Origin of the sequence: Shewanella chilikensis, from assembly GCF_002836945.1 — a bacterium.
GTDB classification, from domain to species: Bacteria; Pseudomonadota; Gammaproteobacteria; order Enterobacterales; family Shewanellaceae; genus Shewanella; species Shewanella chilikensis.
This window is the reverse complement of record NZ_NIJM01000048.1, coordinates 1-12,455: the sequence shown is the minus strand read 5'-3', so window position 1 is coordinate 12,455 and position 12,455 is coordinate 1. Positions and strand designations below refer to the sequence as shown.

Here is a 12,455-nt window from a genome sequence, read left to right as displayed (position 1 = left end):
TAAACATCTTAATGATGCTTTGCAGTCGGAGTCTCGACCCCGGAATTCTTCAGTCTGGAAGTGAGGAAGTCTTCCAGCACCTGGGCATAGCAACGCCAGAAATCCAGCCGTGCATGTTGGCAGATCCCTTCAGTAAACGTCTGATACCAAGTGCCAATATGTTGCTCGAGGAAGACTTGCGCCAACTGTTCCAGCTCTTCGGCCGCGGCCGGATCTTCGCTTTGTTGCTGATGGCGCAGGGCCTCAGCACAAAACAGAAATTCCAGCTCATTGCCTATGTAGTCTGCCGGTTCGTTGAAGCTGGTATCTATCACCAGTCCCAGTTGTTGATAGAAGTCAGCGACTTTCATGGTACGGTCCGTATTCAGCTGTCGACCGACATCGCGGTAGACAGATTCATAGGGTGGCACCAGCAATTTGGTGGGGCCGATACACATACGGTTGAAATCACACTCAAGTTCCAGTGGCTCTGATTGCCATTGTTTGGCTTCCTGAAGCAGCTCTGGATAACGCTGCTCCAGCTCCAGCCAGTCGATAAGTCGTTTGAGCGACTCAGGGCTCGAAGGGGTAAACAGCATCCCCTTCAAGGCCTGATAGCCGTTGGCGACCGGACCGAGGTCGAGGTGTGTCATGGTCGCTCCTTGATGATGACCATATTGGGCTTGGTGATGCAGTCGCCGTAACCTACGCCTTGCTTGCTGGCAGAAGGTTTCTGGGCCAATACCTGCTGTATTCTGTCGGTATCCAGACACTTGACCGGACAACCGTCGACACAGGCGGGCTTGAGTCCCTGATCGATAAGCTCAATACACATGTTGCACTTGGCAGCCTTACCATCGGTTTTCAGCATGACTACCGCATCATAAGGACAGGCGCTGACACACAGGCCGCAACCGGTACACTTCTCGCGATCCAGTACCACCAGGCCATCGTCACGCACTGTATAGGCTTGAGACGGACACACCATGAGACAAGCCGGGTTACCGCAATGCATGCAGGAGTGACTGAGCCACACGTCTACCATGCCGTCGTTACGTTTGACTTCGTAACGGTCTACCTTGCGAAAGCGCACGTCTTCCGGCAGTTCGTTGTGGATCTGGCAGGCTATGGTGCAGGCCTGGCAGCCGACACAGTTTTCCTGTCTGAAGACGAATCCGAGTTGATGTTTATTTTCCATGAGGATCTCCTTCAGGCTTTGGCCAGTGCCACGCGGGTTGAGTGGTAGGCCGAGCAACCGCCCATATCGGTCAATTTATCTGTGGTCAACGAGTTGGTGCAGCCATCAGTGCCGTTGGGGTTGAGTCTGAGCCAGTTACACTTAGGGGTCATCAGTGAGCCCTCTGGCACACCTGTGGTGACCATGGCAACAAATTTAGCTTCGCCTCTGTGGTTGCTGAGTTTGACAGTGTCGTTGTTGACAATGCCGTATTGCTGGGCATCTTTGGGGTTGATTTTGACGTAGTAGGCTGGGATGGCGCGGATATATTTCACGTTGTAGAAGGAGCTGTTAACCCGCTGTGGTACCCCGGAAGATAGCAAGCGGAATGGCAACTCGCGCTCTTTGGGCTCCATCTCATCCTCTGGCAGGCCCCAATCCAGTACTGGGTGGAAACCGGCATCGGCCATCAATTGTGAACTGAACTCAATCTTGCCGCTTGGGGTTTCATATTTACCGTCGGCTAATACAGGTTGAGGAATGTCCAGCTTGATATACTTCTCTTTCATCAAGCGGTCATAAGTCACCCCTTTATAGTAAGGTGAATCTGTATCCAGCAGCTCGTGAATGATGTCATCGTTGCTGGCCTGGAAGGCAGGATCTTCAAAGCCCATAGCCTGACCCAATTCGCGGAAGAAGGTCCAGTTACACTTACATTCACCCAGAGGTTCAATCACCTTCTGGCATACCTGTACATAGTAGCCATGGTAGTCACCGACAATATCATCGGTTTCAAACTGGCTGGCGGCCGGGACTATGATGTCGCAATACTGCAGTGAGTCAGTCATCACCATGTCGTGACCGACAACAAACAGATCTTCGCGCTTCATTCCCTCGATGACCGCATTGGTATCTGGCGCGACAACCACAGGGTTACCGTTATAGATGATCATCCCGTGGATAGGCTTACTGGGCTTATCGTGGCTGGTGGGATTAGTTGGGTGCAACGCCTTGGCCAGCTCAGTCATATTGATCCGCTGGGCATCCGGATTCGGACGCATATATTTGCCGCTGGCTTGATATTGGTTCAAACCACCGCCCGCATGAACGTTGTCATAGATAAGGCCGTTACCGCGTTTACCGAAGTTGCCAGTGACCGCGAGCAGCATGGCAACCGCGCGGGCCATACGGCCACCGTTGAAGTTACGTTGGAAACCGTAACCCATACGCAGCATGGTCTTTTCGTTTTCACCCAGCACCTGGGCGAACTCGAACATCTTGGCTCTGGGCACTCCGGTAATCGCTTCGACTTCATCGTAGCTGATTTCATCGAGGCGCTTGAGCAACTCGTCGTAGCCTATGGTCTGCTCGGCAATAAATTTATGATTAACGAGATCTTTTTCTACCAGATACTTCATGATACCGGCACACAGTTGTACGTCTGTGCTGGGGCGAGGCTGCAGGTAGATATCGGCCTGGGAACATAGCGGTGTGCGCTGTGGGTTAACCGCCAGTATTTTGGTACCGCGATCCCTGGCTTCGTTGATAAGTTTAATAGCTATGGTGTTGGAGACCACTTCATCGTGTCCCCAGTTCAAATAGACGTCACTGAGTACTACATCTTCAGGATCCGGGCCAAGGAAAGTGCCGTAGAGCGACTTGAGACCATCATAGGCGGCGTAGGTACATACTTTACGTTCCAAAATGGAGGAGCCGATACGGTTCCAGAAACGTTCGCCGGAGGCCGACATGCCGATGGCACCATAGTTGCCTGAGTAGCTGTAGGGCAGAATTGCTTCAGAACCATGTTCATCGATGATCTGCTTAAAGCGGCTGGCAATCTTGCTGTAGGCTTCGTCCCAGGTGATCCGGCGCCATTTGCCTTCACCCTTCTTGCCGACCCGCTCCATGGGGTGCAGGATACGGTCGGGGGCATAGGTGTATTGCACGTAGCTTTGCCCTTTAAGGCAGGGAGCCTTACCGGTCTTGGCCTGTTCCTCGGCGCCGGTGACGTAAGTCATTCGACCATCCTGAACTCGGAACTTGAGCAGACAGCGGGCAGCACAGTTACGCAGACAGCTATGGTACACGACTTTACCATTGCGCTTGGCTAATAATCCTGAATTGGCTCCCGCCTCTTTGGCGTTGGCTACGCCGGGAGTCAACCCTGACAGGGACGAAAGCACGGCTGTGGCTCCGGCTCCCTGTAGAAATGTGCGTCTATTGATTTTCATAGTCATCACTCACCATAATTTGGACCTTGAGTCCGTTATGATTGTTGGCCCAAGGGCCTTTATTGTGCCGGTTTCCCGGCGTTACCCCGGGGGAAAACTCCCCCGGAGCTAAGGTGCGTTACATTACAAAGGTTTGCAGTTGGTTACGGCCGTTGATTTGGCTAACAGTCAGCAGTTGACCGTCGCGAACCAGTAAGCCTTGTGGGTTGTCAGTACCAGGCAGTTTCACGCCTGAGTAGACTTCGCCTGTGAGCAGGTTAAGTTGCAGCACTTCACTGGCATCAGTGTTGAGCAGCCAGGCTTGCTCATCATCGACGCTGATACCTGTCAGTTGTGGCAACGCCTTGCCTTCCAGTCCTTTGAAATTGGCTTCGGCAGACAGTGTCATGTCACCCTTGTCGAAACGGGATACCACCAGGTTTTCATTCAGTTCATCGCGGGTAGTGACAGTCACATATTGATCCAGCGCCTTGCTGTAACCCAGCGCCAGGCTATAGCTGGTCTTGGCTCTGATAGTGCTGAACTGACCACGGGCGGTTTCACCAATGCCGTCGCTGCTCTGGTTGAAGCGGCGATAGTTCATTTCCCAGTTTTGTGCAGGATCCAGAACCAGTTCGGCCCAGGCCTTGTTGAAACCCATTACCAGCAGGCTGTTGGCTGAGGTAAAGCTAACGCCGCTTAAGGTTTCAATGTGCAGCATATACATGCCGTCGATTTGTGCCTGAGTGAGCAGTTTGAATTGGTTATCCAGGATGTAGACCCAGTTGTCTGAAGTGGTCAGCGCATAGATCTGGCTCTCAGGCTGATAGTCGATGGCGGTTACCCGGCCGGAAATCGCTTCAGGCAGTGCTGTCTGGCTCAGTAATCTGGCTTCAGGAGCCGAGGCAAACAATGCTGGCGTCTTGTTCCAGGTATCCATGTCCGGGTTGCTGATGGCGTAAGCACCACGGGCATTGGGAGCATAGGTAGGCCAGTGATCCAGTTCCCAGCTCATGAACTTGGGATTGAAGGACACGCGGCCTGGGCTATCCTGACCGACGAAGGGGAGTGGGCCGGTTTGGGTAAAGGCTTGCACTATGTTGCCGGCAATAACCACCATGAAGATACCGCATGCCAGTTTGGGTAGTGAATTCAGCGGCTTGTTACCATAAGCATTACTGGGGAATTTATTGCCCAGGGTCAGCATCAGCAAAGCAACAACTACAAGGACCACAATAAAGACCAGCAGTGCCCATGTGTAAGTGTGGGCGCCCATGATCTTCAGCGAGAAGCCTTGGCCGATATCGCTGGCCAGGTTGAAGGAGGTATGCACTGATGCCATAAAGGCGCCATAGATACCCAGCCAGACCAGTGCAGCAATATATTTGGGCTTGAGGCCAAAACGCACAATATAAAGAGCGGTCAGCGCCACCAAGATCATTGCTGTACGTTCTTGCCAGCAAAATGCACAAGGGTTATCCAGTAGGATAAATCCGAAAAAGAAACAGGCAATACCCACAGGTAAGGCCATGATGACAATAGCAGCTAAGGATGCCAACTTGTTGAATATATGCTCTTTCATAACGACTCTTTAGTAGTTACCGACAGGAAGTAAAACGCCCCAGGACATCATGATCCAAATAAAGAAACTCATTCCGATACAACCGAAAAGAAGTTTGTCTGCCAGTTTTTCTTTTTCTGGTTTCTTATAAACCAGATAAGCGGCATAGGCCGTAATACAAAATAATGTGAACTCCATTGGATACCTCTTGTTTCACTTGTGATTTATCTCTTATGTGGCCGCAGCCAAACGCCATTCTCGTTCCAATCCATAAACGAGTTTTGATTTCACCCAGTTGAAAGCCGGGGAATTATTAATGTTTCCATAAAGGATGTAATTGCCTACCGTGCGATGTTCGCTACGAATTTCTTTTATATTTTCAATCATGTTGTCAGATAATCTTCGATAACTGACTGCAGGTAACATATCGACAAATTTGCGGGTAAATTGGTTGCAACTGAGAGTGATATAGTCTGACTCGGCAAGGATTTGCATCGCGGTGGCGACACTGTCTGTGTAACCGGCAACATCCATTTGTAGGCCGTTGTCCCGGCATAGATTTACTAATAATGGACAAGTCAGATCGTTGTAGTTGTCGATTTCCAGTAGTGGATAGTGGGACAACTGCTCCAATGACATGGATTCAGCCAGCACAGGGTGGTCTTTTCTGGCCAAGATGTAGATGTCACCTGTTTCAGAGAAGATTTCATAGTTGAGTCTGGTGTCATCGAAGCCTTCGTAAACCACCACGAAATCGACGCCGCCACCAATGAGCTCATTGCTGCAGTCATGGCTGAGTGTACGAATATCGAACCGTAAGTTGGGTGCTTCTGGAAGAATATAATTATTTATGACTTTATGAACAGCATAGACAAACTCATCATAGGCCCTGATAACAAAATGACCGCCGGATTGACTGGGAGAAAATACAGAGTGTTGTCTTTCAAGCAGCTGATATTGCTCTACTAATAATTTGGCATGTGGGATTAACTCTTCGGTCTTTTGTGTAGGAATTAATCCGTTTGATTTACGGACAAATAAAGAGTCCATAAATACATCACGTAGTGCATTTAGTGTACGAGTGACGGCACAACTGGATATGCCCAATTCAGCCGCTGCCAAGCTTCCTTGACCATGTTTATATACAGCTAGTAAAACTTTTAACTGGTTGTAATTAAGGCTGTCAATTTTCATTCAACTGTCCCCGCTCTGCAGAGACATTACTATGAATTCATTGTTAGGCTATTGCCAAGATTAAGATCACATTGAGAAATAGTTAATTATTTGAAACATGAATTGCTTCCTAAATTTAGTCAGGCGAAAAAACCTTATTTCCGCAGGTGAAATTAACGATAGCCTGTTTTTATTCTCAGGGTGTGAATTTACTCAAGTAAAATAGTGAAAGATATTCGGAATTGATTCGTTGTGACTTGGTGACTTGCTTACTATGGTGATTTGTTGTAGGGATTCAGTTTGGTTTCAAATTGCGTCGTTATAGTTGTTCATTTAGTCAAGAAGGAACAAGAATAATGAAACGATTGGGAATGATGGCAGCTTTGTTGTTGACAACGTCGGTACAGGGGCAGGAATTGACCGCTGCCGAGCAGTTTTTTGACCATTTATCTGGTTTGTGCGGCAAGGCCTATAGTGGTGAGTTGATTAAGGGGGGCAGTGCCGGTGATGGTTTCACTGGCAAGCCGCTGGTGATGCATGTTCGTCAATGCTCAGAAACTGAGATCCATATTCCGCTGCATGTGGGTGAGGACAGATCCCGTACTTGGGTGATCAGTAAAACGGCCGATGGCCTCCGGCTCAAGCATGATCATCGTCATCAGGATGGTAGCGAAGATGCTGTGACTCAATATGGTGGTGACAGTCGCAGTCCGGGAACCGAGTTCTGGCAGTTTTTTCCGGTCGATGAATTTTCCATTGCCAACTTTAAACAGCATGGTTTGGCCCAGTCGGTCACCAATGTTTGGCACTTGGGGTTGGATCAGCAAAACTTCAGCTATCGCCTGACCCGGGAAAATCGAGACTTTCTGTTGCAATTCAATTTGAGTAATGAAGTGACGCCGCCACCGGCACCATGGGGACATTAATAAAACGGGCTAATGGACGAGGCGGCCCGGGGACGCCTCGTCCATGGACTTATTGTGCTTCGAAGGTAAATGACTGCCCGGCCAGCGCGGCTTCTACCATGAGGCCACCTTTGGCTGCGGTAAATACCGCCATGCCGTTGATATAGGCAGCCTTGGCAGCCTGACTGCCGCCAGCCTGACCGGCACCGGCCGAGTTACCTGTGGTACCGGCCTGAGCATTGGCACCGGCATTGATGGCCACGGCGGAAGCCTGGGCGCCGAACTCAAAGCTGCCACTGGTAAAGTCACGGTAGGCCTGTGCATCCTTGAAGAAAATAATCTCACTGTAGGCTTGACCGCCGATTTGGAAGCCAATGGAAACCTGAGTCATGCTCGAGTCACCTGTATAGGCACCACCGCGATAGACGCGCCCCTTACCATAGGCAGCTCCTATACCAAGTCCCCCTTTCCCTATGGTAGGGAAAATTGCATAACCATAGGCTGAATCGAAGAATTTATGGGTTTCGCTGGCTTGTTTGAAGGTGGCTATGGCGCTGCTGTAGCTGTCATTGGCGCTGGCTGTCGGGGCCAGTAGCAGGCTGCCTACCAGAGCAACGAGGGTAAATAGGGTATTTGAAATAGTTTTCATAATGAACCTCCAAATTGAGAGTCTTGGGCTCCCGGTCAATGGGGACTGGATACCTTTGGCTACTCTTGAGCTTACTTGTCCGACAGCAAAAATACAGAGGGGTAGACTAAAAAAGCGCCGGCAATGGCGCTTTTTGGAGTGAATGTCAGCCAAAGTTCAGTTAACTAGAGTTCAGCTAACCAGAGTTCAGTTAACCCGGCTCCGTTCAAGTACTAAGATAAGGGTTTGCCGAGAACATAATGTTCAAACCAGGCCTGATCCCAGTCCATCTTGGCTTGCCTGTGCTTATAGTGGCTCAAACCATGGCCTTCTCCCGGGTAGGTTATTAGCTCCACCGGCACATTCAGGTAATGTTTGAGGGCGCGGTACAACCCTTGGGCATGGCCCAAAGGCACCCTGGCGTCTTTCTCTCCAATATGGATAAGTGTCGGGGTCTTTATCTTGTCTGCCTGTGTCAACGAAGATCCATGGGTATAGGCCTCGGGTTTTTCCCATGGTAAGCCTTGCATAAAGTTGACCACATGTCCGGGCGTATCCTCCAGCATCCATTGCAGACGTTGATCGAATACTCCGGCCCCAGAACTGGCGGCCTTGAATCTGTCGCTGCTGGCGATAAGTGCATTGGTCAGATAGCCGCCGTTGCTCCAGCCCATGACAGCTAACTTGTCGGCATCGACCAGGCCTTCGGCAATGAGTTTGTCCACGCCGGCCATGATGTCGTTTACCTCAATCGCGTGTTCATGGCCCACCAGGTCAGTGAGGAACTTGTCGCCATAGCCGGTAGAGCCGCGGTAGTTGGGCGACAACAAGGCCCAGCCGTTGGCGGCAAAAGTGGCACGGCCATAGGATCTGTGTTGCAGTGCAAATGGGGTGGCGGCAGTGGGGCCGCCGTGAATTTGCACGACAAGCGGCAGCGGGCCATCGGCTTTGCGATAGCCGGGTGGTAATTCCAGTATGCCTTCAACTTGTGTGCCATCGGCGGCTTGCCACTTGACTATGCTCAGCTGTGGCAGCAGCCAGGAATCGGTTTGCGGATTGATGTGGGTCAGGCGTTTGGCCGGTGCTTTGCGCTTCTCGGCGTTGGCGATAAACAGATCGTAGAAGTGATCCAGGCCGTTATGGCTGAACGCCAGTTGCTTGCCGTTGTGACTGAAACTGTAGCTGCCGATGACGGTATCATTCTGTAGCAGGGTTCGGGTGTTGCCTTGTTTCAGATCATTGATTTCGGTGCAGTAGAGGCGCACCAGTGCGTGATCGGCACCGCGATAGCAGATATCTTCGCTACCCGGACGCCATTGGATGTCGCCGCCACTGAGTGTCATAGCGCCCTGGCGTTTAACACTCAAAGGTGCCTGTTCGGGTTTACTGGTATCACTGATAAACAGATTGCCGGGATGGCCGTCGAAGTCGATTCTGAAGGCGAGGCGGAGGTTGTCCTCTGCCCAGCTCAACCCCAGCAACCAGCCGTAGGGAGAGGGCGCCTGTTCACGCCAACGCTGGTCGGCCAGAATCTGATTGGTGGCGTTTTTGATATCGAGGACTTCTACCTGGGACCCACCTTCCAGATTGACCAACTCATTGTCTTCTGTGGTGATCCGTGCCAGTTTATTGCCATCTTGGCTGACGCTGAATTCCCAAACCACCTTGTCATCATCCAGCAGCAACTGTTTGCGAAAATGCTGCAGATCCAGGCGGTAAAGGGGGTTGGTATCGCGGCTGCCATGAGCATACTCAGGGCCTTGGTGAGCGGCTCGCATATCGGCCCAGGGATCTTTATCTGTCAGGGTTTTATGGGTCAGAAAATAGAGCTGACTGCCATCGTCACTCAGTTGGTAACTCTTGACGCCACCGGCCTCCTGGGTAACGGGAACGGCTTCGCCGCCCTGAATCGCAAGGCGATAAATCTGTGGCTTGGCGTTGAATGGGGCCGGCTGCTTGGCATCGCCGCGACTGCTGAGGAAGTAGATATATTGGCCATCGGGACTCCAACTGATAGCGCTTTCACTCTCGTTGCTGAAGGTCAGGCGTTTGCTTTGGCGGCTCTTGCTGTCGACCAGCCAGATGTCTTTCTGAGCCTTATCCAGATTTTTGTCCCAGCGTGACTCCAACCAGGCAGCCATTTTGGCGTCCGGGCTGAGAGCGACCTGGCCCATGTTGGCTATCTCGAAAAAGTCCTGGTTGGTTATTTTATGTTGCCGCTCTGCGGCCAAGGCCTGGGTTCCCATACCGATAAAGCATAGGGCCAGCAGGCTGTAGCTGTTAGGCAATCCCATCTCTGTTCCTTTGTTTTTGTTATTAAAAGCCGCATTAGATTAACGTAAAGGCCACAACCTGGGCGATGTTACTTATCTTTTTTTTCGCGCAGTATCTCATTGAGAAAATCCAGCTCCTCTTTATCGAGCGGCTGTTTGGGTACAGAGGTGCCCTGGGGACGGGATTCGCGTCCACGCAGATAGGCGGCACGGGTGAGCTGATTGAGGCCGTAGATGGCCAGCAGATAGAGGGTCAGCAGCAGCGCCAGCCTCGGGATTGCCTGCGCCACAACCGAAAATTGATCGCCGAGAAACAGAGTCAAGAGTACGGCAATATTACGAACCAGCCAGTTCAGAATCAGCGCCAGAGTCAGCACCAGCAGCCCGTTGTTGCGTAGTTGTCGCAGCCGATTTTCCTGTTGATCCAGCGTATGGTAGTAGTGCTGCATCAACTGTAACACCAATACCAGATACAGGGTGGTTTGCAGTAACAGCAACAGCGGTAATAGCAATGAACCCCAACTCAGGCTGGGGTGGTACCCCAGTAAGGCCACACCTGTGACCAGGCTGGGATTGAATAGCCACAACAACATTACCAGACACATGGCAAGTATGGATGGCAACAGATGCTTGAGCGGCAACTTTGCATCTATAGTCGGCCTGAGTTGCTGCTTCAGGTATTGGTACAGAGCCGGCATTAACAGGAAGTACAACGGCAGCAATAACAGAAACAGTAGATGGATAGGCGCCGGAGTATTATCGTGGTTGAACAGGCCGGTAAAGAAATAGAGCGCCATCAAGGCAAAGATACCGGCGAGTAGCAGACGTTGGTTATGGCTGTCCTGATAGACAAAACGTGCGTAGATGGATAACACCAGGCAATGCAGGCCTCCAAGTAGCGATAGCCACCAGTAAGCTTGGGTAAAAATGTCGCTGAATGCAGTCATCTGACCCCCTTAACGACATTCTTATCTCAGCCACTTGAGGGGCGCAACAAAAAAATAGTTAGTTTCTGCTGTTCTGCATGCGTTTATGGCGGTTTGAGGCGTCTTTCGGTGGCTTGCCCGGCGCGGCTTTGCGTTCGCACCAGAGGTGGCGCAGAGCCAGTATGGGATGGCTCAACAGCATTCTTGGGCCGGCATAACGCATTACCTGACGCATCTGCTCTTTGGGTTCAGGTTTGTAGCAGTGTACCGGACATTTATTGCAGGTGGGCTTGCTTTCACCGTAGGGGCAGCGGTCGAGACGGGTATGGGCATATTCCATCAAGGCCTGACAGTCGGGACAGAGGCTGCCATCGTCGCTTCTGGGATGATGGTCACGGCAGTAGATCCACACCATGGCAGAAACAGTGCGGAATTCGGTCAGCAGTTTTCCTTGCAGCAGTTCCATAGCCTTACCTTAGTAAATGACTCAACTATGGTTATCTTAGTCCTGAGAAGGGGGCTGGTTCAAAGTCAGTGGCAGGAATTATGAAGGTGCGCACAAAATGAAGCTTTATGCGCACTCAAGGTTAAAGTGCAGGTTTACTCTAGATGTGGATAACTTTATCGGCTTCCAGGGTCCAGCGGCTCAAATCGCCGAGCGTGCCAATGGCAGCGCCATCCAGCAACATGTCGGCCACTACGCCGCGGGCCTCAACACAGGTCTTGCACAGCAGTAGAGGGACGCCTTGGGCGGTAAGAATTTCGAACATCTGCTGCAGGTTGTAGCTGAGATCCGGCGTATTCTGGCCTTTTACTGCTCCAAAGACAGCGTCTGACATCAGGAATAACTTGAGTTCCACTTCGGTTTGCTCCTGGTCTTTCAACGCCAGGGCAATACGCAAAGTGTTGAATAACTTTTCTGTGCCATAAGGGCTGGCATGCGCCACTATCAGTAACTTTTGCATCTGAATCCTTGTTTGCCATTCTTGGGATCAAAACTCATAGAGTGTATCAGTTTTGGCGTTGTTAATGGCAGATTGAGCTTCACAGACCGAGTTTCACTCGCAAAATGCGTCTCAAACCGGGAAGAAAAAGCATAAATACTTGATTTATACTAAGACGATACTCTATTAATATCGGTTAAACTCTGTGCAGAGAAGGGTGGCTTTGGCAGATTGCCATTACCACAAAACAGGGCTGTCAGTTGGCCCGGCACTCAAAAAATGGTGGACGAAGATGTTTAAAATCCTGGTCATAGTCTTGTTGGTCGCAGCGGGTATTTTCCTCTACAACAGAGCGCAGCGTCTGGCAAAAGAGGAGCGTGATGAGGCGCTCAAGCTCAAAGATAGGGCTTCAGCCATGCCTCAGGCGCCACAGGCCGAGACAGCAAGCGAGACTCAGGAGGGGCACCAGAGTGTCGATTTGGATTTTGCCGAAACGAAAGAGCAAGCTGAATCTCAGCCGTCGGCTGAGCAAGTGGTTACCGAGTCGCCTGAGCTTGATTCTCAAACCGAAAACAGTGCGTCAGAGGTGGAAGTCGGCCGCGCCGAGGTCGAGACTGTCCTGCCAGAGCCAGAGCCAGAGCCAGAGCCAGAGCCAGAGCCAGAGCCAGAGCCAGAG

The 12,455-nt window shown here is 51.2% G+C and carries 12 protein-coding genes and 1 pseudogene; 2 read left to right on the top strand and 11 right to left on the bottom strand.

Annotation, left to right across the window (positions count from 1 at the left end):
• Positions 1 to 8 precede the first annotated feature (8 nt).
• From CX651_RS15625 to CX651_RS15605, 6 genes are all read right to left on the bottom strand, one after another.
• A complete protein-coding gene (locus tag CX651_RS15625) occupies positions 9 to 632 on the bottom strand; it encodes a TorD/DmsD family molecular chaperone (protein WP_101056788.1) in 624 nt (207 codons plus the stop codon).
• On the bottom strand, positions 629 to 1,177 hold the full coding sequence (locus tag CX651_RS15620) for a 4Fe-4S dicluster domain-containing protein (RefSeq protein WP_039035838.1): 549 nt from the start codon (positions 1,175 to 1,177) through the stop codon (positions 629 to 631). The genes CX651_RS15625 and CX651_RS15620 overlap by 4 nt, the downstream gene beginning before the upstream one ends.
• Before the next feature lie 11 nt (positions 1,178 to 1,188).
• Positions 1,189 to 3,390, bottom strand: a complete 2,202-nt coding sequence (locus CX651_RS15615) for a molybdopterin-dependent oxidoreductase (RefSeq protein WP_101056787.1) — start codon at positions 3,388 to 3,390, stop codon at positions 1,189 to 1,191.
• 118 nt (positions 3,391 to 3,508) lie between these two features.
• Complete coding sequence (locus CX651_RS15610) at positions 3,509 to 4,951, bottom strand: disulfide bond formation protein B (protein ID WP_101056786.1); 1,443 nt, start codon at positions 4,949 to 4,951, stop codon at positions 3,509 to 3,511.
• Between the two features lie 9 nt (positions 4,952 to 4,960).
• Positions 4,961 to 5,128, bottom strand: coding sequence for a hypothetical protein (locus CX651_RS20010; RefSeq protein ID WP_162835837.1), 168 nt, complete (start codon positions 5,126 to 5,128; stop codon positions 4,961 to 4,963).
• A gap of 33 nt (positions 5,129 to 5,161) precedes the next feature.
• Positions 5,162 to 6,124: a LysR family transcriptional regulator gene (locus tag CX651_RS15605; RefSeq protein WP_101056785.1), complete on the bottom strand. Its 963-nt coding sequence runs from the start codon at positions 6,122 to 6,124 to the stop codon at positions 5,162 to 5,164.
• A 335-nt stretch (positions 6,125 to 6,459) separates the two neighbouring features.
• Between CX651_RS15605 and CX651_RS15600 the strand changes: the two genes are divergently transcribed.
• Positions 6,460 to 7,029, top strand: a complete 570-nt coding sequence (locus CX651_RS15600) for a hypothetical protein (RefSeq protein WP_229839800.1) — start codon at positions 6,460 to 6,462, stop codon at positions 7,027 to 7,029.
• A gap of 49 nt (positions 7,030 to 7,078) precedes the next feature.
• On the opposite strand, the gene CX651_RS15595 is transcribed toward CX651_RS15600, so the two are convergent.
• From CX651_RS15595 to CX651_RS15575, 5 genes are all read right to left on the bottom strand, one after another.
• Positions 7,079 to 7,657, bottom strand: a complete 579-nt coding sequence (locus CX651_RS15595) for a lipid-binding SYLF domain-containing protein (RefSeq protein WP_101056784.1) — start codon at positions 7,655 to 7,657, stop codon at positions 7,079 to 7,081.
• Between the two features lie 212 nt (positions 7,658 to 7,869).
• The gene (locus CX651_RS15590) at positions 7,870 to 9,930 is read right to left on the bottom strand and encodes a S9 family peptidase (RefSeq protein WP_101056783.1); all 2,061 of its coding nucleotides are present in this window, start codon (positions 9,928 to 9,930) and stop codon (positions 7,870 to 7,872) included.
• 68 nt (positions 9,931 to 9,998) lie between these two features.
• Positions 9,999 to 10,856, bottom strand: a complete 858-nt coding sequence (locus tag CX651_RS15585) for a hypothetical protein (RefSeq protein WP_101056782.1) — start codon at positions 10,854 to 10,856, stop codon at positions 9,999 to 10,001.
• A 58-nt stretch (positions 10,857 to 10,914) separates the two neighbouring features.
• Positions 10,915 to 11,301 carry a nitrous oxide-stimulated promoter family protein gene (locus CX651_RS15580; protein ID WP_101056781.1) on the bottom strand — a complete coding sequence of 129 codons (387 nt, stop codon included), beginning with the start codon at positions 11,299 to 11,301 and terminating at the stop codon, positions 10,915 to 10,917.
• A gap of 139 nt (positions 11,302 to 11,440) precedes the next feature.
• Complete coding sequence (locus CX651_RS15575; protein WP_025011924.1) at positions 11,441 to 11,800, bottom strand: DsrE/DsrF/TusD sulfur relay family protein; 360 nt, start codon at positions 11,798 to 11,800, stop codon at positions 11,441 to 11,443.
• 271 nt (positions 11,801 to 12,071) lie between these two features.
• On the opposite strand from CX651_RS15575, the pseudogene CX651_RS15570 reads away from it, so the two are divergent.
• Positions 12,072 to 12,455 (top strand): annotated as a pseudogene (locus CX651_RS15570) (hypothetical protein); the annotation flags it as partial.